This is a genomic window from Sneathiella glossodoripedis JCM 23214 (assembly GCF_000616095.1).
GTDB classification, from domain to species: domain Bacteria; phylum Pseudomonadota; class Alphaproteobacteria; order Sneathiellales; family Sneathiellaceae; genus Sneathiella; species Sneathiella glossodoripedis.
The window spans coordinates 189,421-213,311 of record NZ_BAMS01000002.1 but is presented as its reverse complement, the minus strand read 5'-3'; the positions used below and the strand labels follow the sequence as shown (position 1 = coordinate 213,311).

General features: G+C 49.1%; 27 protein-coding genes. 9 read left to right on the top strand and 18 right to left on the bottom strand.

Annotated elements, in window-relative coordinates:
* Nucleotides 1-3: 3 nt before the first annotated feature.
* Nucleotides 4-537: an ABC transporter permease gene (locus JCM23214_RS24300; RefSeq protein WP_199899457.1), complete on the bottom strand. Its 534-nt coding sequence runs from the start codon at nucleotides 535-537 to the stop codon at nucleotides 4-6.
* Nucleotides 500-1,711, bottom strand: coding sequence for an ABC transporter permease (locus JCM23214_RS24295; protein ID WP_199899456.1), 1,212 nt, complete (start codon nucleotides 1,709-1,711; stop codon nucleotides 500-502). The genes JCM23214_RS24300 and JCM23214_RS24295 overlap by 38 nt, the downstream gene beginning before the upstream one ends.
* Nucleotides 1,712-1,882: 171 nt before the next feature.
* Here JCM23214_RS24295 and JCM23214_RS09055 point away from each other — a divergent pair, with 171 nt between their 5' ends.
* Both JCM23214_RS09055 and JCM23214_RS09050 read left to right on the top strand, forming a co-directional pair.
* On the top strand, nucleotides 1,883-2,434 hold the full coding sequence (locus JCM23214_RS09055) for a helix-turn-helix domain-containing protein (RefSeq protein ID WP_025898671.1): 552 nt from the start codon (nucleotides 1,883-1,885) through the stop codon (nucleotides 2,432-2,434).
* A gap of 18 nt (nucleotides 2,435-2,452) precedes the next feature.
* The gene (locus JCM23214_RS09050) at nucleotides 2,453-2,977 is read left to right on the top strand and encodes a GNAT family N-acetyltransferase (RefSeq protein WP_025898670.1); all 525 of its coding nucleotides are present in this window, start codon (nucleotides 2,453-2,455) and stop codon (nucleotides 2,975-2,977) included.
* Here JCM23214_RS09050 and JCM23214_RS09045 read toward each other — a convergent pair.
* From JCM23214_RS09045 to JCM23214_RS23465, 9 genes are all read right to left on the bottom strand, one after another.
* Entirely contained in the window at nucleotides 2,974-5,109 is a 2,136-nt protein-coding gene (locus tag JCM23214_RS09045) for a methyl-accepting chemotaxis protein (RefSeq protein ID WP_084264696.1), read from the bottom strand. The genes JCM23214_RS09050 and JCM23214_RS09045 overlap by 4 nt on opposite strands.
* A 232-nt stretch (nucleotides 5,110-5,341) precedes the next feature.
* The gene (scpB, locus tag JCM23214_RS09040; protein WP_025898668.1) at nucleotides 5,342-5,941 is read right to left on the bottom strand and encodes an SMC-Scp complex subunit ScpB; all 600 of its coding nucleotides are present in this window, start codon (nucleotides 5,939-5,941) and stop codon (nucleotides 5,342-5,344) included.
* Complete coding sequence (locus JCM23214_RS09035; RefSeq protein ID WP_025898667.1) at nucleotides 5,938-6,750, bottom strand: segregation and condensation protein A; 813 nt, start codon at nucleotides 6,748-6,750, stop codon at nucleotides 5,938-5,940. The genes scpB and JCM23214_RS09035 overlap by 4 nt, the downstream gene beginning before the upstream one ends.
* A gap of 33 nt (nucleotides 6,751-6,783) precedes the next feature.
* Nucleotides 6,784-7,470, bottom strand: coding sequence for a site-2 protease family protein (locus JCM23214_RS09030; protein ID WP_037493204.1), 687 nt, complete (start codon nucleotides 7,468-7,470; stop codon nucleotides 6,784-6,786).
* Nucleotides 7,471-7,478: 8 nt separating this feature from the next.
* Nucleotides 7,479-7,676 (bottom strand): hypothetical protein, encoded by a 198-nt coding sequence (locus JCM23214_RS24290; protein WP_199899455.1) that lies wholly within the window; start codon nucleotides 7,674-7,676, stop codon nucleotides 7,479-7,481.
* Nucleotides 7,677-7,717: 41 nt separating this feature from the next.
* Nucleotides 7,718-8,530 (bottom strand): glycoside hydrolase family 3 N-terminal domain-containing protein, encoded by an 813-nt coding sequence (locus JCM23214_RS19920; RefSeq protein ID WP_051548109.1) that lies wholly within the window; start codon nucleotides 8,528-8,530, stop codon nucleotides 7,718-7,720.
* Nucleotides 8,517-9,518, bottom strand: coding sequence for an SPOR domain-containing protein (locus tag JCM23214_RS09020; RefSeq protein WP_025898665.1), 1,002 nt, complete (start codon nucleotides 9,516-9,518; stop codon nucleotides 8,517-8,519). The genes JCM23214_RS19920 and JCM23214_RS09020 overlap by 14 nt, the downstream gene beginning before the upstream one ends.
* Nucleotides 9,518-10,372: a DALR anticodon-binding domain-containing protein gene (locus tag JCM23214_RS09015; RefSeq protein ID WP_025898664.1), complete on the bottom strand. Its 855-nt coding sequence runs from the start codon at nucleotides 10,370-10,372 to the stop codon at nucleotides 9,518-9,520. The genes JCM23214_RS09020 and JCM23214_RS09015 overlap by 1 nt, the downstream gene beginning before the upstream one ends.
* Nucleotides 10,373-10,398: 26 nt before the next feature.
* Nucleotides 10,399-10,557, bottom strand: coding sequence for a hypothetical protein (locus JCM23214_RS23465; protein ID WP_159104326.1), 159 nt, complete (start codon nucleotides 10,555-10,557; stop codon nucleotides 10,399-10,401).
* Nucleotides 10,558-10,668: 111 nt separating this feature from the next.
* Here JCM23214_RS23465 and erpA point away from each other — a divergent pair, with 111 nt between their 5' ends.
* The 5 genes from erpA to JCM23214_RS08985 all read left to right on the top strand — a co-directional run bounded on the left by erpA (nucleotide 10,669) and on the right by JCM23214_RS08985 (nucleotide 14,797).
* On the top strand, nucleotides 10,669-11,019 hold the full coding sequence (gene erpA / locus JCM23214_RS09005; protein WP_199899454.1) for an iron-sulfur cluster insertion protein ErpA: 351 nt from the start codon (nucleotides 10,669-10,671) through the stop codon (nucleotides 11,017-11,019).
* Between the two features lie 78 nt (nucleotides 11,020-11,097).
* Nucleotides 11,098-11,871, top strand: coding sequence for an exodeoxyribonuclease III (gene xth, locus JCM23214_RS09000; RefSeq protein WP_025898662.1), 774 nt, complete (start codon nucleotides 11,098-11,100; stop codon nucleotides 11,869-11,871).
* A gap of 138 nt (nucleotides 11,872-12,009) precedes the next feature.
* On the top strand, nucleotides 12,010-13,653 hold the full coding sequence (locus JCM23214_RS22365) for a sensor histidine kinase (RefSeq protein WP_148301821.1): 1,644 nt from the start codon (nucleotides 12,010-12,012) through the stop codon (nucleotides 13,651-13,653).
* 92 nt (nucleotides 13,654-13,745) lie between these two features.
* Nucleotides 13,746-14,261, top strand: coding sequence for a PAS domain-containing protein (locus JCM23214_RS08990; protein WP_025898660.1), 516 nt, complete (start codon nucleotides 13,746-13,748; stop codon nucleotides 14,259-14,261).
* Between the two features lie 35 nt (nucleotides 14,262-14,296).
* On the top strand, nucleotides 14,297-14,797 hold the full coding sequence (locus JCM23214_RS08985; RefSeq protein WP_025898659.1) for a GNAT family N-acetyltransferase: 501 nt from the start codon (nucleotides 14,297-14,299) through the stop codon (nucleotides 14,795-14,797).
* A gap of 2 nt (nucleotides 14,798-14,799) precedes the next feature.
* Here the strand turns inward: JCM23214_RS08985 and JCM23214_RS22360 are convergent, their stop codons facing one another.
* Nucleotides 14,800-15,957 carry a GGDEF domain-containing protein gene (locus JCM23214_RS22360; RefSeq protein ID WP_025898658.1) on the bottom strand — a complete coding sequence of 386 codons (1,158 nt, stop codon included), beginning with the start codon at nucleotides 15,955-15,957 and terminating at the stop codon, nucleotides 14,800-14,802.
* Between the two features lie 86 nt (nucleotides 15,958-16,043).
* On the opposite strand from JCM23214_RS22360, the gene JCM23214_RS08975 reads away from it, so the two are divergent.
* Nucleotides 16,044-16,403, top strand: coding sequence for an MmcQ/YjbR family DNA-binding protein (locus JCM23214_RS08975; protein ID WP_025898657.1), 360 nt, complete (start codon nucleotides 16,044-16,046; stop codon nucleotides 16,401-16,403).
* Here JCM23214_RS08975 and JCM23214_RS08970 read toward each other — a convergent pair.
* Both JCM23214_RS08970 and ilvD read right to left on the bottom strand, forming a co-directional pair.
* Nucleotides 16,400-16,831: a hypothetical protein gene (locus tag JCM23214_RS08970; RefSeq protein WP_148301820.1), complete on the bottom strand. Its 432-nt coding sequence runs from the start codon at nucleotides 16,829-16,831 to the stop codon at nucleotides 16,400-16,402. The two genes, JCM23214_RS08975 and JCM23214_RS08970, sit on opposite strands and share 4 nt — an antisense overlap.
* 118 nt (nucleotides 16,832-16,949) lie before the next feature.
* Nucleotides 16,950-18,803, bottom strand: coding sequence for a dihydroxy-acid dehydratase (ilvD, locus tag JCM23214_RS08965; RefSeq protein WP_025898655.1), 1,854 nt, complete (start codon nucleotides 18,801-18,803; stop codon nucleotides 16,950-16,952).
* A gap of 180 nt (nucleotides 18,804-18,983) precedes the next feature.
* Between ilvD and JCM23214_RS08955 the strand changes: the two genes are divergently transcribed.
* Entirely contained in the window at nucleotides 18,984-20,552 is a 1,569-nt protein-coding gene (locus JCM23214_RS08955; RefSeq protein ID WP_084264694.1) for an OmpA family protein, read from the top strand.
* A 64-nt stretch (nucleotides 20,553-20,616) separates the two neighbouring features.
* Here JCM23214_RS08955 and JCM23214_RS08950 read toward each other — a convergent pair whose 3' ends face one another.
* The 4 genes from JCM23214_RS08950 to JCM23214_RS08935 all read right to left on the bottom strand — a co-directional run bounded on the left by JCM23214_RS08950 (nucleotide 20,617) and on the right by JCM23214_RS08935 (nucleotide 23,809).
* Entirely contained in the window at nucleotides 20,617-21,258 is a 642-nt protein-coding gene (locus tag JCM23214_RS08950; RefSeq protein ID WP_037493201.1) for a VPLPA-CTERM sorting domain-containing protein, read from the bottom strand.
* 155 nt (nucleotides 21,259-21,413) lie between these two features.
* The gene (locus tag JCM23214_RS08945) at nucleotides 21,414-22,016 is read right to left on the bottom strand and encodes a VPLPA-CTERM sorting domain-containing protein (protein ID WP_025898652.1); all 603 of its coding nucleotides are present in this window, start codon (nucleotides 22,014-22,016) and stop codon (nucleotides 21,414-21,416) included.
* A 173-nt stretch (nucleotides 22,017-22,189) separates the two neighbouring features.
* Nucleotides 22,190-22,810 (bottom strand): VPLPA-CTERM sorting domain-containing protein, encoded by a 621-nt coding sequence (locus tag JCM23214_RS08940; protein WP_025898651.1) that lies wholly within the window; start codon nucleotides 22,808-22,810, stop codon nucleotides 22,190-22,192.
* A 279-nt stretch (nucleotides 22,811-23,089) separates the two neighbouring features.
* Nucleotides 23,090-23,809, bottom strand: coding sequence for a VPLPA-CTERM sorting domain-containing protein (locus JCM23214_RS08935; protein WP_148301819.1), 720 nt, complete (start codon nucleotides 23,807-23,809; stop codon nucleotides 23,090-23,092).
* Between the last annotated feature and the right edge of the window lie 82 nt (nucleotides 23,810-23,891).

Below are 23,891 nucleotides of genomic sequence, written 5' to 3'. Positions count from 1 at the left end.
AACCTACACTTGGCCTTTCTGCCCGGGGCGTGATCTGGAAATGGCCCGGCTCAGGATAATTACGGGGACAATGCCCGCAAGCACAATTGCAATCGATGGCCCCGCCGCTTCGGCAAGGCGTTCATCAGATGCCAGCTCATAGGCCCGCACTGCCAGTGTCTCAAATCCGAAGGGACGCATGATCAGGGTTGCAGGCAACTCCTTCAGGACATCTACAAACACAATTAATAACGCAGCCATCAGGCTTCCCGACATAATGGGAATATGCACGCGAGCAAGCATCCTGATCCCCGTCACCCCCATCACTGTTGATGCCCGCTCCATATTGGGCGTGATCTTCTCCATACTCGCTTCGACTGTTCCAAGTGAAATCGCCAAAAACCGAACGACATAGGCAAACATGAGTGCGGCCAAAGTTCCGCTTAAGAGAAGTCCCGTTGAGAAACCCAGATAATTTCGGGTAAAACTGTCCAGCGCATTGTCAAAATACCCAAACGGATCATGATCCAACCGCCAGAACTGGCCCGGGTATGGCATATCCCATGGATGAAATGCGCAAACTGGCCTTGCGAAGGACATTACCCTGCCCTTTTATATTGCGGCCAATGACAAATACCAGAAACAGGGCGATAACAAGCGCTAGTAAACTAGCGCTTCCCGCAACTCCTACACTGCTCAGCACAAGCTTCGGGAATTCAGAATTCAAAACCGTTTCCGGATACAACAGGCTTTTGTTTACAAGCCAGCCAACAGGCAGAAGAAAACCCATAAAGACCGGTAAAAAACAGCCTGCGCTTGCTGCGATTGCTGAAATTCCCCGCAAACGCTGACGCCTGATTTCCTGATATCGTCCACCGGTATGGTGATATTTACGCCGCCCGCGACTGTAACGCTCCAGCGCCAGCAAAGACAAAATAAACAGCATCAATATGGCTGCGAGTTGTGCCGCCGCTGCCGGCTCCCCCAAGCCCAACCAGGTTCGGTAGATACCGGTCGTGAAAGTATCTACCGCAAAATACTGGACGGTTCCAAAATCGCTTAATGTCTCCATAAGAGCAAGCGCCAGCCCTGCGACAATAGCAGGTCGCGCCAATGGCAGTGCAATCTGCCAAAATACCATAAAGGGTGACCGTCCAAGTGTGCGACCGACTTCCAGCGCTGCAATTGATTGCTCTGTAAAAGATGCCCGGCTGACTAAAAACACATAAGGGTACAGAACCAACCCCAACATCAAACCGGCGCCGCCGACACTTCGAACCTGCGGAAACCAGTAATCCGTTCGCCCCCAGCCAAACAACTCCCGAAGGAATGTCTGCACAGGACCCGCAAAATCAAACATCCCTGTATAGGTATAAGCAATGATATAGGCGGGCATGGCCAGCGGTAAAAACAGTGCCCAGCTGAATAACTTCCGCCCGGGGAAGTCATACATCGTTACAAACCACGCAGTTGTGACCCCGATCCCGAGCACGAGGGCAGACACGGTTACCATCAAAATTAGGGTATTTATCAAATATCCGGGCAGAACTGTCGCCGCCAAATGGGCCCACACGTCATAAGCTGGCACGAAGACAAAAGCTGCCACCACAATTACCGGGATTGCGATCAGCAGTGCAATCAACAACGCAGTAATGTTCAACAGCCCCTCGCCCAGACGCAGTTTTCTTCTGGAAGCGTCGGTCGGTGCGGTTATGGAGGTATCTGAAACCAAGGGTAACTTTGCTCTGGGTTGCCAAAAAATTCAAACCCTGAATAGGACTTAAGCCGGTGCTTGTAAATAAGAATTATTCTCATTGGCAGCCTACGCTCTGAATAACTAATGAATTGACATATCTCAAAATAGAGAATATTTCTCATATAAGGGAATTTTGGGAATAAATGCATGGAAACTGACCTCACAGAACGGCTGGCCAAACGCCTGAAAGAACTCCGAATAGCGCAAAGTTATTCACTGGAGGATCTGGCAAATCGGTGTGGTATCAGCCGCGCCACTCTTTCACGAATGGAAAATGCGGATGTCAGTCCCACAACAGACATGCTCTCCAAACTCTGTGCGGCTTATGGACTGACCCTCACCCATCTTCTGTCAATGGTCGAAGAAACATATGCGCCCTGCATTCGCAGAGCCGATCAACCTGTTTGGGAAGATGCACAAATTGGTTTTCTACGGCGTTCCTTATCTCCGCCTTCAAAAGCGCTGAAAGGGGAACTTCTCGAATGTGAAATCGCCGCGGGTCAAGTCATTCAATATGATCGCCCGACAATTCCCGGCCTTGAACATCATCTCTATGTTGTAAGTGGCAGCTTGAGCGTCACAATCGATGGAAATCAACACGATCTTACAGTTGGGGATTGCCTTCGCTATCACAGCAATAGCCCGACCCGTTTTGAAACTACAAACTCACCTGCAAAATATATCCTTGCTCTCATCTAGACATAAGTTGCCACGCCAATGATCCAGAAACTTGAACCAAACCAGCTTCACGACCATCTCGAGGCTCTCTCTATTCTGCTAAAAGACTGTGTCCACGCGGGAGCAAATGTAAATTTCATCCTTCCCTTCTCAAAAGAAGAAGCCGCTGCCTATTGGCTGGAAAATGCAGCGCCGGCGCTTGCCACTCACGCGCGGACGCTGTGGGTTGCTCTGGAAGGCGGAAAAGTCGCCGGAACGGTGCAATTGATCCATAAGCTAACACCCAATCAGCCACATCGCGCTGAAGTGACAAAGCTGCTCGTCCATCCGGACTATCGCCGCCGCGGTATTGCCGATCAATTGATGCATACTCTCATTAACGAGGCAAAAGATCGCAGGAAAAAACTGATTACACTGGATACGGTCACAGACAGCCCCGCCCAGCGATTATATGAAAATCATGGATTTAAACTGGCGGGCGTTATCCCTGATTTCGCGTTGGAGCCTAACAGCGAAACCCTCGTGCCCACCAGTTATATGTATCTGCAGCTGGGGCTCGACTAACTTGCGTTCGATAATTGTCTAATACGGGAATTGATTTCCTGTACGGATGTGGTCGCCTGTTGGGTACTGTACTTCACTTCCTTCGCCATCTGGTCCTGCTGGGTCAAGGCTGCTGCAGAACCGCCCACATACTCATTGACAGATTCCGCCTGTTCCACGATTTCAGACACACTGCCCGCAACTTCCTGTGACAGCTTCTGAACATCTGAAATCTTCTCAGAAATATCATCAGTGGCTTTGGACGTCTGATTGGCAAGGTTTTTAACCTCGGTTGCCACAACAGCAAAGCCTTTGCCAGCTTCCCCTGCCCGCGCGGCCTCAATGGTCGCGTTAAGCGCCAGCAAGTTCACCTGATCGGCAATATCATGAATTAACAGCACCACATCTTCCATCGCCTTCATAGTATCGATCAGGTTGGTACTTGCACTACTTGTCGTATGGATTTTTTCGCTAATTTTCTGTGTCGCTTCCTGCGACTGGTGCATATTGCCACTGATTTCATCAATCGCGGAGGACATCTGCTCAATGGCTTCGGACACCTTCGACATCTTGACATAAGTGGTATCGGACAATTCCAGCGTTTGCATCAACTCCGTTACTTCTGTCGCAAATTTCACAACCTTGAACGGCTTTCCATTCACGTCCAGAATAGGATTGTAGCTCGCCTGGATCCAGACTTCTCGTCCCCCCTTTGCAATCCGCTTGTAAACCCGCGAGTCGTGCTTGCCTTCTTTCAAACCGGCCCAGAAGGCTTTGTATTCGGCGGAAGTCTTTTCATTGGGCTCTACAAACATGCTGTGATGCTGACCTTTTATTTCAGCAAGCGTATATCCCATCGCATTGAGGAAATTGTCGTTTGCTTTCAGAATATTACCATCCAGATCAAACTCAATCACGGCCTGCGATTTACTAATGGCTTCAATCTGACCGGAAAAATCAGCCATCTCAACAATTCGATGGGTGACATCTGTCGCAAATTTCACAATCTTGATTACGTCCCCATTCCATCCGAAAATAGGATTGTATGTGGCACGAATGTGAATTTCACGCCCTCCCTTGCCGTAGCGCTTGTAAATTCCTGAATCAAACTCACCACTGCGCAGTCTCGCCCAGAAATTTTTATATTCCGAACTTTGTTTCTCCTCACTGCTCACAAACATGCTGTGATGTTGACCAACAACTTCCTGTTCGGAATATCCAACAGTTTCCAGAAAATTCCTGTTGGCACTCAATATGTTTCCTTGTGGATCAAACTCGATGACGGCCTGTGCACGGTCAATCGCCGCGACCTGCCCTTCAAAATCAAGACTTTTTCTTTTCTCAGCCGTTACATCTGTCGCAAATTTCACAACTTTGAACGGCTTCCCATCGGGTGAGAATATCGGATTGTAAGAGGCTTGGATCCATACTTCCCGCCCCCCTTTTGCCAACCGCTTATATTCACCCTTGTGAAATTTTCCTTGCGCCAGGTTTGACCAAAATTCCTGATAACTGGCCGCACGATGTTCTTCTTCTTCAACGAACATTCTATGATGCTGTCCCTTGATCTCTTCAAGCGAATATCCCATTGCCCCCAGAAAGTTCTGATTGGCGTCCAGAATAGTGCCGTCCAGATCAAATTCGATGACAGCCTGAGACTTGTGAATGGCTTCAATTTGCCCCTCACGATCAGCAGCGCGCAACTTGCTTGCAGTAATATCCGAAGCGACTTTTAAGACGCCGACAGCCTCACCCTTATCGTTCAGAACCGGATTGTAGGATGCCTGTATCCAAACCTCTCGCCCACCTTTACCGACGCGCCTGAATTCACCACTTTCAAATTCACCGGCTCCAAGCCGCTCCCAAAATCGAGCGTAATCGGAGCTGTTCTTGTGCTCTTCATCAACAAACAGACTGTGATGCTCCCCCAGCACTTCGTCCAGTTCATACCCCATAACGCTCAGAAAATTCCGGTTTGCAGCCGTGACAATACCATCCAGCGTAAATTCAATAATCGCCTGCGAATTACTGATTGCCTCCAGCTTGTGTGCTTGCGAACTATTTCTACCAGAAAAAACACTCAACAATGTCATCATAACCCCTCTTGTAGCGCCCATCATGCCTGACATTTCAGTCCATGAGAGCCAGCTCATAATCAAGGAGGAAGCTATGTTTCATTACTTAACAAGAGATGAATGCCTTGCGTAATTCGTCCGCAAATTTCCAATTTTCAGCTCAAGACAGACAAAGCTGAAAATTCCTCACAATTTTTAAGACCAAAGACATAAGACTTATGGATGTAACTGCTTGTTTAAATATGATTTTTTGCCGGTGAGGTGGGTTGCACTTCTTCGCACAGGGACAGGATTAAGAGAATCTGTTATTTTAATCCTCTTCCTCCTCTGGGTCGTGCGTAGTATCCCCCAGACCGGGAATATCATCAAACAGGCCTGACGGCTCCGTATTCAGTAGCCCGCTTGCCTTCATCTCATCAAATCCCGGCAGGTCCCGAACATCATCCAATCCAAAATGGATCAGAAATTCTTCGGTTGTACCGTAGGTGACCGGCCGTCCCGGTGTCCTCCGCCGTCCCCTTGGCCGGATCCAACCCGCGTCGAACAGGACATCCATCACCCCGCGGCTGAGACCAACGCCTCTTATTTCTTCGATTTCAGCGCGGGTAACTGGCTGGTGATAGGCAATAATCGCTAATGTCTCCAGCCCTGCCCTGCTGAGTTTACGCTCCTGTTCGCGCTCATCAGACAATAACCAGGATAGATCCGGCGCTGTCAAAAAAGCCCATTTTCCGGCAAGGCGACTGAGGTTGATCCCCTTATGCTCATAGCTCTTCTGCAGATGCTCCAGGATGGCTGGAACATCAGCATCATCGGGTAATCTCGCGGCGATACTGATCTCATCCAAAGGCTCTTTGGCCGCGAAAAGCAAGGCCTCGGCCATTCTCACATGATCAGGATTTATACTCATTCGTCCTCCTTGCGCGCAGCTGACCGCACCTGAATAGGGCCAAATGTCTGAGACTGACGCAGTTCCATCTGTCCTTCTTTCACTAACTGCAAACTGGCCAGCAACGTGGATGCCTGCGCCGAACGTATCGAAAACGGGTCTTTGAGGTTGTCGGGCAGGTAGGCACTTAAATCGGCCCATTCAGGCAATTTGCCCAGCATATTTTCAAGCCGCTCCAGCGCCGCCTCAACTGTAAAAACTGCCTCACGCATCAAACGAATGGGATTGCGAATGCCTTTGCGCTCCTGATGCTGGGCATAGGCCTGAAGCAACTCTCTAAGGGAGCAATCATATCTGGAATGACGGATTACCTTCACCCCTTCTGGGCGTCCACGGCGCAAACGGTCCCGCCCCGTGAGCGTCCCATTGATCAGCTTTTCCGCAGCCCCGCGCATCGCTTCCAGCTTTTTAAGCTGAAAGGCCAGTCGCTCCGCCATTTCCTGACCGGATGGCCCCTCACCCTCTTCTTCCTGAGGCAGCAGAAGTTTGGATTTCAAAAAAGCAAGCCACGCGGCCATCACCAGATAGTCTGCCGCTATTTCCAGTCGAAGCCTGCGCGCTTCTTCAATAAAAGCCAGATACTGTTCCGCCAGTTGCAGGATCGAAATTTTCAGCAGATCAACTTTTTGATCCCGGGCCAGCGCCAACAGAATATCAAGCGGCCCTTCGTAACCTTCCAGATCAACCACAAGCGCGTATTCGGATCGCACCGGCGCCGGATCCGCTTCAAACTCTGTATTGTTGTCGAACAGTCCCTTTTTATCCGTCAATCCTTCAACCCCAACTTGACGATAAGGGGAAGTCTAGTTCAGCCCGGCAAGATTGGCAATCAGTCTCACCACATAGCTGATCGGACCATCATATACCCAGCGGAGAATATTGATTTCATATCCCACAGCTCGGGTGGCGATTGGAAGCAGAAAAATCACAGCAATCAGGATGAAGAACCCGTATCGCTCAAGCCGTGCAAGTGGCAGGGCAAGCGAATTTGGTAAAATACCGACAGCAACCTTCCCCCCGTCCAACGGCGGAATAGGCAGCAGATTAAAAACCCCCAATACCACATTGAGGATCAGACCATTTCTCAGGTTGCGAAAGACCCACTCACCTTGTTCTTCTGGAAACAGGGTTACAAAGTGAAACCCCAATGCAAAAAGAAACGCCAACAGGAAATTCATTCCCGGTCCCGCCAGCGCGACCAGCACCATATCCCGCCGCGGATTACCCAAACGGCCAAAATTCACTGGTACCGGCTTGGCATAACCGAACAGAAATGGCGCTTTCAGTAACAGTAACATTCCCGGCAGAATAATGGTCCCGAACGGATCAATATGACGGATCGGATTAAGTGTCACACGGCCCATGGATTTAGCTGTTGGATCACCCAGTTTCCACGCCGCAAATGCATGCCCCGCCTCATGCAGGGTAATGGCAAGCAGGGCCGGAATGATCCAGGTGGATCCGTTATAGATTAATTCTTCCAAGTCCATCGGTATCCTCAATCCTGCTGAAGCAATGCATCAAGCTCTGCCCGCATGGCCGCGCCATCATAGCGTAAATTGCTGTCAGCCCCATCGCACAGGTCATCAAGCCGCCGCCAACCCGCTTCGATGCGTGAAATAGTTTTGGCCTCAAGACCCGGGCAGTTGGGGGCAACCTGTTGCATTTCTTCGAGCTTGCCCGAACAATGGAGCACAATATCTACACCCGCATCCAGTGCCCGCCGTGCCCGCAGCCCTAAGTCCCCTTGCAGGCATTCATGTTCAGATCATCCGTCAATAACAATCCGTCAAATCCAATTTTTCCCCGGATAACTTCCGTGATCACCGTTGCTGATTGTGTCGCAGGGGCAGTCTTGTCCAAATCTTTAAACACGATATGCGCAGTCATGCCCCAAGATAGATCGGCCAGCGCCTTGAACGGTTGGAAATCAGTCTCTTCCAACTCAGCAAGGCTCGCCCCGACAACAGGCAGCTCATGATGGCTATCCACTCTCGCTCGGCCATGCCCCGGCATATGCTTGATTACTGGCATAATACCGCATTCCATATAGGTTCTTGCAACGACAGATGCTAGATCAACAATGATCTCAGCTTTAGATCCAAATGATCGGTCTCCCACCACCTCTGATGTCTCTGCCCTCATCATATCAAGGCACGGGCTGCAATTCACATTAAAGCCACTTTTGACCAAATCCTTTGCAATCAATCTGCTGGAGAGTTCAGCAGCTCGGCGCGCTTTTTCCGGGCTCGCCTCATAAAGAGCCCCAATTTGCCCGAACGAAGGTGCTTTGAACCAATGCGGTGGACGCAGTCGCTGAACACGGCCGCCTTCCTGATCAACAAGAACTGGCGCATCTTCATCCTCAACAGACAGACGAAGCTCCTGTATCAGCCCTCTTAACTGATCCGGATTATCAACATTTCTTGCGAACAGGATGAAACCAAACGGTTTTTCCTCTCTGAAAAATCGCTTTTCTTCAGAACTCAGGCGTGTCCCCGCGCAGGAAAAAATGACCGCGCGGGACTTGCTCAAATCAGTTTTTGGCAATCAGACAATCCTGTTTAGCTGCTTTCAATTTACCGCAAAGCGCAGTGGCCCCATCGCGGTTTTTAAAAGCACCGGCTTGCAGGCGATGGAATTTGCCCTTGCCTGTAACATCGACGCTTTGGATTTTGTAAACCTCACCGCGTAACAACTCTTCATGCTTTTTCTGTAGATCACTCCACGCTTTTCTTGCTGCATCTTCGGATCGAAACGCTCCAAGCTGAACACGATAGGCAACCTCGCCCTCAGCGGCACGCTCTGAAGCATTGACCGTCTGAGCCGCTTTCGCTGCTGCCTCTTTGGCCGCTGCTTCTTTCTCTGCTGCTTCTTTCGCAGCCGCCTCTGCATCAGCTTTGGCCTTGGCTTCTGCTGCGGCCTTTTCTGCAGCTTGCGCTTCTGCGGCCGCCTGCGCTTTCGCCTCTTCTGCTTTACGTGCTTCTTCTGCCGCAGCATCACTTAACTGTGTGTTCGCAGCGTCAGCGCTCTTGTCCGGCCCCTCAATTGCTTCTTTGGCTGCCTCTTTCGCGGCTGCCAGCATTTCTTCTGTTGATTTTGGCGCTTCCACAGGTTGCTCGGAAATCAGTTTCTCGGGCTCACTTGATTTTTTCGGAAGCGGATCTTCTTTTATATCAACTGGCGGAGCCTCTTCCACAACCTGCTCAGGGGGAGCCATCAATTGCTCAACCTTTTCGGGTTGTTCGGCTTCAGGCTTCATCACATTAAAGACTTCTTTATCCTGATGCGGGATCTCCATCCCACCCGGATCCTCAGGCTGTTCCTTTACCGGAGTGTCATCCGCCTTGATAATCGGCGGTGCCAGTTTCACTCCTTTTTTGACGCCCTGATCATATGCATACCAGATCCCAATTCCGAAACCGGCCACAATCACTACAGCCAGAGCAGCTCCCAGAAGTTTCCAACGACTCATAGGCGGCACATAATCGTCTTCGAAAAAATCGTCGTCATCGTCAAAATTGTGATTATCGCTCACTAAATGAACTCCTCTGCCCTGTTAACTTCCATCAGGTCCAGACCACCTGACAGCAACTTTCTGCTCGCCCGCAAAAGCTGCAGACGTGCTGTTTTATACACTTTATGGTGCAAATAATCTGATGATTGCAACCTTCTATGTTCATTCAACCGGAAAAATAGCAGGGATAGCTCTGATAGGAAAGACACCAAATGCACCATATCCCCCTCCCTCAGACTTTGCCGCACACAAAGCGGCCAGTTAAGCAGATGCATCATCAGCTTTCGCTCTTGTGCCCCTTCAAGGGCGGTATGATCTACAGTATGCAGCAATAGCTCAGTATCTGCGTCCGATACGTCTTTCACCGACTGATCCCGTAAAATCTGACCAATCCGCGCCTCCGCATATGGCACGCAAAAGGCAGGATTATCATATGATCGATCGCAGGCCAGCACGGGACTGAAATGTACGGCAAAATCAGTTCCGTTCCCCAAAAGGGACAGTTTCAAGACATCCTCGCCGCATTTGGCCAGTGCCGTGGCCGACGGATATCCCCGAAGTTCGGGCTCCTGCCAGACCCCGCTTTCCACATCCACCTTGGCCATGCGGGCAATTTTTTCAAGATATGTCACATTGTATGCCTGACGGAGTGCCAGCAAATCATCTCGCGACTGCGGACTTGAAAGCGTGACACTGTTACAATGGGCATCAAGCCCTTGCAGGCCGTAGCTGCATCCGCTTTCTTCAATTTTCAATAAATCACCGCTCAAGGTATCAACGGCCAGTGTGATGTTAATATACCCGTTATCAGCAAGCTGTGCGGTATCAACACACTCAAGCGATCGCAATGCGGATACGATCAGATCAGCCTGCATGAGGCAATTTCCATCCTGTGTCCCGCCTAGCAACTGGACAATATTGCTGCATAAATCCCCCCAAGCAGGTTTTTGGGTGGGCGCAACGTCAGCGATGGGATGACGTCATTGGCAGTCTCACCTGCATGAGTGCGAATTTCCGTCAGCAATTGGTTTCGGATTGTGATCCAGTAATGGTCCGACATTCTGTGATCTGTTCCTCATATATGGGGAATTGACATTTGACTTCACGATTAATACATCATTACCTGTTAGAGTAATAATGTGAACCCAATGTTTAGCCCAGAGGCTTTTTTATGATCGCACAGGATACAATGGATCCCCCCGTCAAACTGACGGACAGTGCCGCAGAGCGCATCAATGCGATTGTGGAAGAAATGAATTCCGACAAGAAAATGCTGCGCGTTGCGGTCAACGGTGGTGGCTGCTCCGGTTTTCAATACAGCTTTGATCTGGACGACACCAAAAACCCTGACGACACAGTTGTTGAAAACAAAGGCGCAACCCTGCTTGTGGACAGTATCTCACTGATGTATCTGGCGGGCTCAGAAGTAGACTTTGTCAATGATCTGATTGGCTCTGCTTTTCAAATCAAAAACCCCAATGCAACAGCTTCCTGTTCCTGCGGCTCGTCTTTCTCCGTTTAATTCTTAAAGGGACTTGCTATCGGACCTTATTTTCGTCATCAATAGGGCAATGTTCGCCGATGATTTCAAGGTTCAGATATGAAAATAGCCAGTTGGAACGTTAATTCTGTCAAGGCACGCCTGCCCAGACTTCTTGATTATCTCAAAGACAGTAACGTAGACGTTCTTTGCCTGCAGGAGTTGAAAGTCGTGGATGAGGCTTTCCCCCGCGAAGAGGTGGAACAGCTCGGCTACCATGTGGAAACCCATGGTCAGAAAACCTATAACGGCGTCGCTATTCTTTCCAAATCGCCAATTGAAAATATCATCCGCGGTCTTCCCGGAAATGAAGACGATGACCAGTCCCGTTACATTGAAGCGACCATCGATGGCATTCGCGTTGCCTCCATTTACCTGCCCAACGGAAATCCGGTCGAAACCGAGAAATTTCCCTACAAATTGCGCTGGATGGATCACCTGATTACCCACGCCCGCTCCTTACTAAAAGAGGAAATACCGGTGGTACTGGCAGGTGACTACAACATCATTCCTCAGGATGAGGACTGCTACGACGCCAAGGCGTGGGAGGGGGACGCACTCACCCAACCCCAAAGCCGTCACCGCTTTCGTCAGCTTTTGAATTTGGGCTATTACGACGCCTATCGCACATTTACGCCTGACGTCAATTATACCTATTGGGATTATCAGCGCGGTGCCTGGCAAAAAGATAATGGTATTCGGATCGATCATCTGTTGATGTCCGCACAAGCTGTGGACATGCTGGACATGGTTGGTATCGACAAAGGTCCTCGCGGGCAGGAACGTCCCTCCGACCATACCCCGATCTGGGCGGCGCTGAAAACCTCCGCTTGAGGCGCCTTCTGGCTATTGCAAAAGTATTATTATTCCGCCCCCGTTAGGACAAATTTAGGAATTGCCCCCTAATCTCTTCGGCCATGAAGAGTAAAAATTGTTGTAGTGTGGCTGTTGCTATGGGGGAAGCTGGCTATCGTGTCTGAGCAATGGGGGATGGAACTTACACATACCTGCCTTGAATATCTGGATCACGGCATTAGTGTCATGGATGCAGATTTCAATCTTGTGTTTGTTAACCTGAAATTTATCGAAATACTGGACCTCCCACCCAACTTGCTGGTCGCTGGCAAAACGCGACTTGAGGATGTCTTTCGCTATAATGCTGAGCGCGGGGAATATGGCCCCGGCGATATTGAGGAACAGATCGCAGAACGGATGGGCCTCGCTTATTTGCGGGAACCCCATGACTTCGAACGCACCAGACCGGATGGGCGACGGATCCGTGTTGTTGGCAATCCCCTGCCCGACGGCGGTTTCGTCACAACCTATTCTGACATAACAGAACTTGCAAATTCCCGCGAGAAACTTGAAGAAGCAAACAACCGGCTCGATGAACGCGTCCGTCAGCGCACGCTTGAACTCGCAGAACGGCGAATTGAGCTTTCTGAAAAAGCCACAACGCTGGAAACAGTTGTGCAGAATGTAAACGCTGGCCTTGGACTGTTTGACAACAATCTACGCCTCACGCTTTGGAACGAGCTGTTTTTTGAAATCATGGATTTTCCCGATACCTTGCGTAAAAAGGGAACCCCGATTGAAGATTTCATCATGCATGTGATGACCCATGACAAGGTCGGCGAGGAAATCTCTGAGGAAATCCTTGAAAAACTGCTTAATAATGTTCGCTCCTTCACTCCCTTTCATCAGGTTCGCAAACAGCTTGATGGGCGTTATCTGGAAGTCACCCGACAACCAACACCGGCGGGTATGCTGGTTACATTTGTAGATGTTACCGACCAGAAAGAAGCAGAGCTGGTCCTGCGTCAAAACACTCAAAAGCTCGAAGACATGGTGGAGGAACGCACGAGCGAACTTCGCATCGCCAAAGAAGTTGCTGAAAAGGCGAGCCGCACCAAGTCACAGTTTCTCGCTAATATGAGCCATGAATTGCGCACACCACTCAATGCAATTATAGGGTTTTCCGAACTGTTGATGATGGATGATTACGCCATACTGGACAAGGAAAAGCGCAAAGAATACGCCACCGACATTAACAATGCAGGCGAACATCTTCTGCAGGTTATCAATGACATTCTCGACGTTGCCAAAATTGAAGCCAACCAAATCCAGTTGATGGAACAGGATATGGATCTTAAAGCAATCATTGACAGCTGCCTTCAAATGGTGTCGGTCTCTGCGCAGAAACGAAAACTGATCCTGACAACCGATTTACCAGATAACCTGCCCGTCCTGTTTGCGGATCCCACCCGAATCAAACAGATCATTGCGAATTTACTTTCCAACTCGGTCAAATTTACAGACGAAGGCGGCGAAATCTGCACCCGCGTCAGCTTCAATGCGGATCAGGATATTGTAATCAGTGTAACCGATACGGGTATCGGCATCGCACAGGAACATATTGACCATGTGCAAACCCAGTTTGGTCAAATCCAATCAACCTATAATCGCAATCATCAGGGAACCGGATTGGGTCTCAGCCTGGTCCGTTTGCTGACTGAATCCCATGATGGCTACTTCAAATTGGAAAGTGAGCTTGGTGTTGGAACCAGTGCCCATGTCATCCTGCCCCACTCCCGCCTGAAAGGTCTGGCGGCATAATCCTGAGCATATCTTATCTATTTAATAATTTGTTAATGTGCGCCTTGCCTGCTATACACTGCACGAGTTGGAGTAACTGAGTAGTAGGTACTATGCAGCACGAAAATTTTGAAGGCTTGAAATCCACAATAGTTGATGAAGGCCTGAAATACTGGACCGAAAAATGTGGCAATCGCCTGATGCCTCGCTGGGCAGATATAAACCCTGCCGAAATTAAGCACCTACTGCCAAATCTTGTCCTGATCCACGTAGAATATGACCCTCTGGACTTTATTGAACGGATCACCGGCGACGTCATCCTTTCTCACAGCGCTCAAAACAGCATGGGCAAACGCTGGCGCACCTATGAAGGGCGCGGCCCCGACAGTAAAATCTGGCAAAGCATGGAAGAAGTGGTCAACACTTGCAAAATAAACCGAAACTCGATTCCCTATGTGGGCCCGCAAAAATACTTTAAAGGCATTGAAACCGTCATCTGTCCCATTTCCGAAGATGGCACAACTGTCACCCGCCTGCTCACATTTGTCGACTATATTGCCCGCACTGACAGTCAGGTAGAAAGCGAAGTTGCACTCAAGCACATTTCCCGTTTCACCCTGCCCCGATAAGTAACAAAAAGCCTAACCTTTCGGGATTTGCAAAAATGTACTCGAAAACATCAAATCCTCCTGTAATTGTGCGCCGCGACGAAAAGTATTCGCAAATTCCGGAACTCCTGAGCCTTATCCGTGAAGCATTTGCCTATATGCAAGATCGTATTGATCCTCCCTCCTCCATGCATCTGCTCAACGAAACGTCACTGACGCAAAAATGCCGCGAAGAAACTCTTTTTACAGCCACTATTGATGATCACCTTGTCGGTTGTGCTTTCGCAAAAGAGTATCAAGACTACATTTACGTTGGTAAACTGGCGGTCTCACAATGCTATCAAGGCGCTGGCATTGGACAAAAACTATTATTTGCCTGCCGCGACCACGCCCTTGAGCTGGGCAAGCCTGTTCTTGAAATTCAGGTTCGCGTGGAGCTTACCGAAAATCATCGCTTTTTTCAGAATTTGGGATTTGTAAAAACCGGTGAAAGCGCACATGCCGGATATGATCGCCCAACCAGCTATACATTTCGCCTGAACATAAAGAATAGCTAGCCTTATACGCCGGCGGGCAGCGGGACATAAGTCACCTTATCGCGACCGGTTTCTTTGGCGTGATACAATGCCTTGTCGATAATCTTGAACGGATCTTTGAACCCGTGCCGCGCCGGAACCAGACCCGCTCCGATGCTGGTGGAAATGTGAAACTCTTCCCCGTTATGAGAAAATGTGAGCGCCCGCGTTGCTTCCAGCAATCGATCAGCTAGCGCCTGTACGGATTGCTCTGTTGAATTTTTGGCAATAATAACAAATTCTTCTCCGCCAATGCGCGAAACAAAATCATCGCTCCGGCTGTTGGCTTTTAATGTTTCTGCAAAAGCTTTGAGCACCTCGTCACCTTTTTCGTGCCCATAGTTGTCATTGACCTTCTTGAAGAAATCCAGATCACAGATCAACAGCCCTGTATCACCCTCTCGCTCACCCTCCGGATCTCTGAGTACTTGATATAAATCATTAAAAGCGCGGCGGTTTTGCAAACCCGTCAGCGCATCTGTCAGGCTCACCCGCTTTAATTCTTCGATCAAGGTAACTGAATACATCATCTGCAGGATAAAGGTTAAAAAGATCATGTATCCCCCATGAATACCGGTCCATATAATGAGAGAAATTTTCACACCCGTCTCTGGCCATATGATCATGAGCAAAGAGCGGATCAAAAGTGGCACCATGCAAAATAAAGACGCCATTTTCATCAATCTGAACGCTCTTTCATGCTGCCGTCTTGATGCATTGAGCGCTGACAAAATCAAAGCCAGCATACAAAAGTAAATAAAATTCGACGAATGCGTTCTTGCGACATCCCCTGTCCAGACGGTCATCGTTAAGACGGATACGATGAAGGAAGCAACAAACAAGATTTTATCAAAACCGCTAAATTTTCTCCCTACTGCGTGGTTTAAACCAATCAAAAAACACGCAGACGCAGTGACACCAAAAATCCAGATCAGGCTCTCCAGAAATAAATTTCTCTCAAGAATACTCAGGCTAAGGAAGAGTACAGATACACCACCCAGCCCCATAAAGGCTCGAAAATAAACAAAAGCAGATCGAAGATGTGGTTTTTGATATCGCGACGGTGATGCTAATGTCGCGCAGGCAATAAGAATACTGGCGATTGCCACATGACCACTGATTGCGAGATATAACTGATACATATTTTACTTCAATACAAATCCGGTATTTGTCAATTATGCAGGGATTGAGTAAATTAAGGATTAACTAATTCTTTAGAGATCAAAAAATGACAGAACAGGAATTTGACGAATTTTGCGCCTCATTGAAGGCAACGAGCAACGTCATTCAATGGGGGAATTCCAGTGTCTGGAAGGTGGGCGGCAAAATCTTTGCCATCTGCTCCATCTGGGGAGCGGGCAATCACTCGAAAATTTCGTTCAAATGCAGTGATCTGTCTTATCAGATCCTGATCGAACAGGACGGCATCATCCCCGCACCCTACCTTGCGCGGGCCAAATGGGTGCAACTGGAACATCCCGATGCCATGACGGATGAAGACTTAAAAACCTATATCAAAACCGCCCACGAAATCGTCTCTAAAAAACTGACGAAAAAGATGCAAAAAGAACTGGGATTGGTGGGTTAAAAACTCACTCTAACCGTATTTCCTTCGACCCTAATCCCGAAAAGGTTCACATCCTTGTACAAGGCCTTGGTCGTAACACATGCGGCTTTGGCTCCAACTGACCTGGCTTGCCAGGGTACAAATTTCGTGGATACGATTTTCTCCCCCTTATAAGTGAAGTAAGCCTCGTCCAACCACGCCCGAACCGAAAGCTTTTGAACGCCGGTCGCATCATCTACGTAATAGGCACATATCCGGTACTGCCCGCCATCGTTTAGTCCCCTTAAATATAGACGTGTTGTTAATCCTCGACCTGTTTCCGCCCAATTCAAGGTAATCTTCCTGTATTTATCATGATTGACCACTGGCTCACGGGTAACTGGGCTCATTGCACCGTCTGTCACGCAGGCGGATACCACCAACATCGCAAAAAGATAAAAAAATTTCAAAGCGCCCCTCCCCAATTCAGCAAATAAATTCTTGCATAGGCGCACAACCAATTCAAGCAAAAACAAAGCGCGCATACTCCATTAATATGCGCGCTTCTATCATGTAAAGAGCGGGTTGTTATTTCTGGACTTGCGTCACATCCCTGACCGCACCGCGGGCCGCACTGGTTGTCAAAGCGGCATAAGCCTGCAGGGCTTTGGAAACGACCCGTGATCTCTTCTCTGTAGGTTTCCAGGCATCACCGCCGCGCGCTTCCATTACTTTGCGGCGCTCTTCCATCTGTGCATCCGTAATTGCCAGATTGATGGTCCGGTTTGGTATATCAATCTCAATGGTATCGCCTTCCTGAACCAGCGCGATATTACCCCCTTCGGCAGCTTCAGGTGACACATGACCGATGGAAAGACCTGATGTGCCTCCGGAAAAACGGCCATCTGTCAGCAAGGCACATTCTTTACCCAATCCCTTTGATTTCAGATATGAAGTCGGATACAGCATTTCCTGCATACCCGGGCCACCCTTGGGCCCTTCATACTGAATCACCACCACATCACCTGCGACAATCTTGTCACCCAAAATGGCTTCAACAGCACTATCCTGACTTTCAAAGATACGCGCCCGCCCGGTGAATTTCAGAATGCTTTCATCCACACCCGCTGTTTTCACGATACAGCCTTCATGGGCGATATTGCCATACAGAACGGCAAGCCCGCCATCCTGACTATAAGCATGTTCTTTCATTCGAATGCAGCCATTGACCCGATCGGTATCCAGATCGGCATACCGTTTGGACTGGCTGAACGCTTCTGTTGTTCGCACGCCCCCGGGCCCGGCGCGATAAAATTCCTGCACGGTATTGGCGCGGCTGACCACCACATCATACATGGCCAGTGCATCCGAAACCGTGGGGCTATGCACCATGGGCAATTCGTTATGGATCAGGCCAGCCCGATCCAGCTCTCCAAGGATCCCCATAATGCCACCGGCACGGTGCACATCTTCCATGTGATAATCCTGTGTGCTGGGGGCCACTTTACACAAATGAGGGACTTTCCGACTTAAGCGGTCAATATCCTCCATGGTAAAATCGATTTCACCTTCCTGTGCTGCGGCCAGCAAATGCAACACTGTATTTGTAGAACCGCCCATGGCGATATCCAGTGTCATGGCATTTTCGAACGCTTCAAAGCAGGCAATTTCCCGCGGCAATAATCCCTTTTCTTCCAGCTCATAATGACGGCGGGTAATGTCCACGATGGTACGCGCAGCATCCAAAAAGAGCTGGCGGCGATCCGCATGGGTTGCCAGCAAACTGCCATTGCCCGGCAGTGCCAGACCCAGCGCCTCGGTCAGACAGTTCATGGAATTTGCCGTGAACATGCCTGAGCACGATCCGCATGTCGGACAGGCAGAGCGTTCGACTTCCGCGACCTGTTCATCAGAAATATCAGGATTTCCGGCCTGAATCATCGCATCGATCAGATCAAGCCCGACCTCTTTGCCGTCTGCCATTCCCTTACCGGCCTCCATCGGCCCGCCAGAGACAAACACCACCGGAATATTGAGCCGCATTGCCGCCATCAGCATGCCGGGCGTGATTTTATCGCAGTTGGAAATGCAGACCATGGCATCGGCGCAATGGGCATTGACCATATATTCAACAGCATCGGCAATCACCTCGCGCGATGGCAGGCTGTAGAGCATGCCATCATGCCCCATTGCAATGCCGTCATCCACGGCAATGGTGTTAAATTCCTTGGCAACACCGCCACATTTTTCCACCTCGCGGGCTACCAGTTGTCCCAGGTCTTTAAGATGCACATGACCGGGCACAAACTGCGTAAATGAATTGGCGATGGCGATAATCGGTTTTTCAAAATCCCCATCCTGCATTCCTGTCGCGCGCCATAGCGCCCGCGCACCAGCCATATTACGGCCATGGGTTGAGGTTTTGGATCGATATTGGGGCATTTGGTAATTTCCTCAAAAACTCTAGCTTCTTTTAAGTTATATTCCTAAACCTATTCCCCTGTCAGAGCAAGAAGTGCAATCACCTGAATTTGCAAAACCCGCCAGTCATTTCACAATTCGCCACTTAAAGTTGTTTATAAGTACCAATATTGTTCTTTTAACAAGTGGTGGAGAAGTAAAATGCAATGTCAGGGCAAAACCCGAAGCGGCCGTCGATGCAGGAATTCAGCGCTAGAGGGGGAATTATTCTGCGATATCCATATGCGGGTCAATCACACCCGGAATTTTTCATTGTTCCTCCCCACACTCATTACACTGTTGGCCATCTATTTCGTCATAAGCGGGACTATACTGCAACTGTCAATTCTGGATCGCTTCGACATTTCCTATCTGGAATTTGCCGGCCTCGAAGATATTATTCTGACAGCACTCAAACTGGCTGTTGTCATGACCCTTCTCTTCATCGGGATCTGGCTTCTATATAGCCTGATACTGGCATTGATCTTCACGGGTGTACTCCTGTATCAACTGTTCACTTCTGATGAGTTTGAAGGACTAAGTGCGGGCGCCCGCATCAAGGCAGTTCTGATCGCCGTTTATATCCTCCTCAGTAATATGTTGCTTCGCCTGATCTTGATTGTCCCGCGCCGGGGGCGTATTCAGGACCATAAAGTGATTGTATCGCAAAGCAGGTTTTCACGCGCCTTCCTCAATCTCCGTGAAGAAGATGGCCGCTTGCGAGAGGGACGGCCGTTTCGTCAGGCGCAGGATGTATTTTCCCGCTACCTGTTTTTCCGCGAAATGGGGGATCACAAATTTGCTGCTTTCAGTCTGCTGTTATTTCTGCTGACTTCCTTGATTGGGGCACATGTGGTCAATCAGGCTGACAGGCTTAGCTCCTGCGCGACGGAACCGGCCCAGACAGCATCCTCCAGCTTACCCGGCTATCGCTTGGGTGTTGCCTGCCCCGCCTTAAACAATGCATCACCCAATGATTTCTCGCCGCTTGATCTGATCTCGAAACTCCTCTTTCCGGTCTCGACGGTTGTATTTCCCGATCAGGACAGCCACTCTTCGGCGCTCCATTTAGGCAGCACAGCACATTTTGATCTGTTTTTTGATTTGCGTGCACGGACCCCTTTAGTGCTGCCGCGTGGCATTGAATATTTCACGGCCGCGGACAGCACACTGGAACTGCCTGATCAGGTTAAATCCGGCCTAGAAAATTTGCAAAGCTATATGATCACCAGCCTGCGGCATTTCACCAAATATTTCGAAAAAACCGAAACGGCCATGGCGGATTTAAGGGCAGAAATAAATGATATCAAAACGGCACTTGCAACACTGTCATCGAAAGCCGCAGAAACAGCAACTAAACCCGCGCCAGTACAAAAACCAGAGCCCTCTGGAATCCCGTCCTGTCTGCGATCAAATGTCCAGCTCAGTGTTGCGTTTGCCCTTGGCGGTACAGCCATTGATCATCCGCGCGACTTGCAGCAGCTTCGTCTGCTCGCAAAGGATATTATCCAACGCCAGTCAGACGTTGATATCCTGATTACAGGCTATGCGGACGCCAGCGGCCCTATTGCCCTCAACCATCACCTCTCTAAACTTCGCGCTGAAAAAATCGCCCAGATACTCATCAGCCGCGGGATCCCTGATCGCCAGATCTTTGCAATGGGCATGGGAGTTAATCCCACAAACAGCCTCCGCCCCCGCCGCGCTGACATTCGTCTTTGCCCCAACTGATGCCAGCACCAAAAAAAACGGAGGCATCACGCCTCCGTCTCCGACTTGTTTCTTAAATAATGGCCTACGCCTGACCCATCTTCCTACGGCGGAACCACCCAAGCCCCGCAAGCGCCGCACCAAACAATAAAATCGCTGGCGGCAGCGGGACAGCCGATGTCGAATAACGCACCCCATACAATCGATAGCTTGTGTCTATGTTGGAGTTCATGATTTCAATCATGTAGTTAATAAGGATGCCTGTAGTGAATATATAGGATCCATATCCCAGATATTCATAATCCTCATATGCATCAAAAATACCATTGCCATATACAATAGCTCCATCAAAATTAAGATCAAAACTGTAATCTTGACTAAACGCGTCATCATCATTCGTGAACATCAATTCAGTAAGCAAAACCGGTTTGCTAAAGGCCAATTTGATCCCTTCTTTGGGCCCTTTGAAATCGATATTCGGATCACCTGAAGTCGCATCAACGCCCAAACCATCAAAATCCTGATTAAGAGCGGCGTTGACGGGGACACCGGCATCATAAGCAGTTGCCTTTGCCGTTACGAAAACCCCATCTACCGTGGGTGAATTATACACTCCATCGATAATTTCACCGTAACCGTCGCTAAAATAAATAACACCTGCGCCTGCCACTGCTGGGCTGAGCAAAAAAGGAAGTGTCAGAAGGATCGCCATCCATTTTAAATACATATTATACTCCATCATACTCTAGGATACCGGTCTCGATTGAACCGGACATCATTGGGACGGGTCTTCCGACCAACTGTGAGGTCTTTTCTGCCAATTCCTCATAAAAAAACGGAGGCAACTTGCCTCCGTCTCCGACTTGTTTCTTAAATAATGGCCTACGCCTGACCCATCTTCCGACGGCGGAACCACCCAAGCCCCGCAAGCGCTGCACCAAACAATAAAACGGCTGGTGGCAGAGGGACAGCAGATACTTTAACGCCTCTTACCATGAAATCATCGTTCCAGTATTCTGCGCCAATTTCCAAAACAGTTCCAAGAATTCCTGGAAGGGCGAAGTCAAAATATCCGTTGTTTCCAGAACCTGAAATATCTCTAGTGACCCAGGATCCGCCCTCAACCCGATATCTGAAGTGATCGTTAAAGCCAACGTCCCCAAATAAAATGCTTTCAAGCATAACACTTGTACTGAAAGTCAATTTAATCGTTTCATCGGCACCATACCCATCTACCTCTCCGTCGTCCCATCGATGACTTGTAATCCCCAAGCCATTGCCATCTTGATGGATGTCGGGAAAACTAGGAATTGCTAGCGTACTATGTGGAGTTGCATCCACCGTAATCCCACCCTTTGCAAAACGGTAAGAATTGCCAAGTTTGATTCCATTACCAGATGTAAAATCGTATGTGTTAGCCCCCGCATGGGAAGCCCATAAAAGCAGGGAGATGACCCCCAGCAGTTTTAAAAAATATACTCTCATAACATTTTACTCCTTAAAACGTTTGATAGCCCGCGGCGCAAACGGCAGCAGGCGATCTACAGACGAAGGCTCGTTCTATGCTGTGAGGATTTCGTGGGCGCTGTTACTCCCCGGCCATAAAAAACGGAGGCAACTTGCCTCCGTTTTCGAAACTTTATCCAAAACCTGAAATATTACAGGGCTTTTTTACCCCGCCGGAACAGCGCAAGGCCTGCAAGCGCTGCACCAAACATCAGCAATGCTGGCGGTAACGGAACCGCGCTGATGGTGCTAAAGCTCACGCCGCGCAGCTTCCATTCATCATTATAGTCGAATGCACCAATACGAAAGACCTGCCCCAAAATACCATCGCCCGCAAATTCATAGCTGCTGTCATTTGGAATATCCAGCCTGGCTGACCAGCTTTGGCGGTCCACACGGTATTTGAAATCATCATTCCATCCCACATAGGAAAACAGGATGGACGTCAACAGAACCGGCTCACTAAAGCGCAGCCGAACCGCTTCGCCATACATATAACCATCCACCTGATGGTCACTGTCAGTGGAACAGCTGTAATTACAATCGCTGCTGTAGACACCAAGCCCAGTGCTATATTGGTGAATAGTTTGCCCGCCATTGGACCTGCCCATCGGGGTTGCAACGGCTGTGACACCATCAACAGTAAAGCTATAGGAATTGGCACCGGCGGTCCCATTTCCACTTGTGAACCACATGGTTGCCGCATTGGCGGAACCCGCAACGGTCAAAAACGCAGCGACGATTGCGATCAACAATCCGGAAATTCTAATCATTATTGTAATCCTTACCCCTCTTTTGTGACCAATCACCACAAAAGAGTAATCAACTCTTGCGCATGTATCTCACTTCTAAAACCAAGAACTTACAGCCTGCGCATTTCTGCTGCTTAACTATCGGATTAAAGCATTTCATACAAGCAAAATATACCCAACTGCCATGACCCGGCCGCATAGCCGCCATGCCATCAGAATTATAGCCAAATCCGCAATGAAAAAGCGGGAAATACCAAGGCATTTCCCGCGTTAAAAGTTCAAATGGCTTAAAGTGATGTCTTATGCAGTTCCACTCATTTTGCGGCGACGGAACCAGCCCAGCCCAATTAAAGCTGCACCAAACATCAACAGCGCAGGTGGCAAAGGAACAACTGAAATGCGCATTGCCATATCATCCATGTCCAAATCACCAGAACCATCACCAAACAAGGCGATCACTGAAGTTGCACTTTCCTGATAAAAAGCCAAACTAACATGCCAGTCTATACCATCTTCGTTATTTGCCTGTTCATCATCATTTTCCCAGCAAAAGATGATAGCGCAGCTATAACCGCCCTCATTCTCAAAGTAAAAAGGAACAGCACCATCTGTGCCAATTAAAATGTCTGTGAAAGTTCCAATACCACTTGAGGTGTCGAAAAGAAGTGTCGCTGGTGATGTTCCGGAATAAAATGCACGGTTCAAATCGCCAGCTTCACTACCCAAATAGGTAAAACGAAGTGTGCTAGGTGCCCCTGAAAGCTGCAACCCATTTAAACCATCAGTGTCAGGTACACCGTCATCCGCAAAAATTGGCGGAAAAAGCCAAACAAGATCATTATCACCATCAAACAATTTGACCCCATCGCCATTATTCAATCCTGTTGTACCAGAAAGATCAAAACCTGAAAGGCTGTGATCAGCACCACCGACAACAGTAAGAGAGCCAGCGTTCGCGACCGACGCCAAAGCAAATGTAACGGCAGCAATCGCCGCCCCTTTTAACAATTTCCCTATCATCTTTTTCTCCATAAGACCCGCTTGCTATGTTTCACACTTTTGCCTGTCGGGGGTATGACAACCACAAACGACCCTTTTCACG

What these genes read in the sequence shown, in the direction of transcription:
- xth (WP_025898662.1), top strand. Translation starts at nt 11,098, where the DNA reads ATGAAAATAGCCAGTTGGAACGTTAATTCTGTCAAGGCACGCCTGCCC.
- JCM23214_RS08955 (WP_084264694.1), top strand. Translation starts at nt 18,984, where the DNA reads ATGCAATGTCAGGGCAAAACCCGAAGCGGCCGTCGATGCAGGAATTCA.
- erpA (WP_199899454.1), top strand. Translation starts at nt 10,669, where the DNA reads ATGATCGCACAGGATACAATGGATCCCCCCGTCAAACTGACGGACAGT.
- JCM23214_RS24300 (WP_199899457.1), bottom strand. Translation starts at nt 537, where the DNA reads ATGCCATACCCGGGCCAGTTCTGGCGGTTGGATCATGATCCGTTTGGG.
- JCM23214_RS09030 (WP_037493204.1), bottom strand. Translation starts at nt 7,470, where the DNA reads ATGGACTTGGAAGAATTAATCTATAACGGATCCACCTGGATCATTCCG.
- JCM23214_RS08990 (WP_025898660.1), top strand. Translation starts at nt 13,746, where the DNA reads ATGCAGCACGAAAATTTTGAAGGCTTGAAATCCACAATAGTTGATGAA.
- scpB (WP_025898668.1), bottom strand. Translation starts at nt 5,941, where the DNA reads ATGAGTATAAATCCTGATCATGTGAGAATGGCCGAGGCCTTGCTTTTC.
- JCM23214_RS08975 (WP_025898657.1), top strand. Translation starts at nt 16,044, where the DNA reads ATGACAGAACAGGAATTTGACGAATTTTGCGCCTCATTGAAGGCAACG.
- JCM23214_RS08940 (WP_025898651.1), bottom strand. Translation starts at nt 22,810, where the DNA reads ATGATTAGAATTTCCGGATTGTTGATCGCAATCGTCGCTGCGTTTTTG.
- JCM23214_RS09050 (WP_025898670.1), top strand. Translation starts at nt 2,453, where the DNA reads ATGATCCAGAAACTTGAACCAAACCAGCTTCACGACCATCTCGAGGCT.
- ilvD (WP_025898655.1), bottom strand. Translation starts at nt 18,803, where the DNA reads ATGCCCCAATATCGATCCAAAACCTCAACCCATGGCCGTAATATGGCT.
- JCM23214_RS08935 (WP_148301819.1), bottom strand. Translation starts at nt 23,809, where the DNA reads ATGATAGGGAAATTGTTAAAAGGGGCGGCGATTGCTGCCGTTACATTT.
- JCM23214_RS09015 (WP_025898664.1), bottom strand. Translation starts at nt 10,372, where the DNA reads ATGCAGGCTGATCTGATCGTATCCGCATTGCGATCGCTTGAGTGTGTT.
- JCM23214_RS09045 (WP_084264696.1), bottom strand. Translation starts at nt 5,109, where the DNA reads ATGAGCTGGCTCTCATGGACTGAAATGTCAGGCATGATGGGCGCTACA.
- JCM23214_RS08945 (WP_025898652.1), bottom strand. Translation starts at nt 22,016, where the DNA reads ATGAGAGTATATTTTTTAAAACTGCTGGGGGTCATCTCCCTGCTTTTA.
- JCM23214_RS08985 (WP_025898659.1), top strand. Translation starts at nt 14,297, where the DNA reads ATGTACTCGAAAACATCAAATCCTCCTGTAATTGTGCGCCGCGACGAA.
- JCM23214_RS22360 (WP_025898658.1), bottom strand. Translation starts at nt 15,957, where the DNA reads ATGTATCAGTTATATCTCGCAATCAGTGGTCATGTGGCAATCGCCAGT.
- JCM23214_RS08950 (WP_037493201.1), bottom strand. Translation starts at nt 21,258, where the DNA reads ATGTATTTAAAATGGATGGCGATCCTTCTGACACTTCCTTTTTTGCTC.
- JCM23214_RS09055 (WP_025898671.1), top strand. Translation starts at nt 1,883, where the DNA reads ATGGAAACTGACCTCACAGAACGGCTGGCCAAACGCCTGAAAGAACTC.
- JCM23214_RS23465 (WP_159104326.1), bottom strand. Translation starts at nt 10,557, where the DNA reads ATGTCGGACCATTACTGGATCACAATCCGAAACCAATTGCTGACGGAA.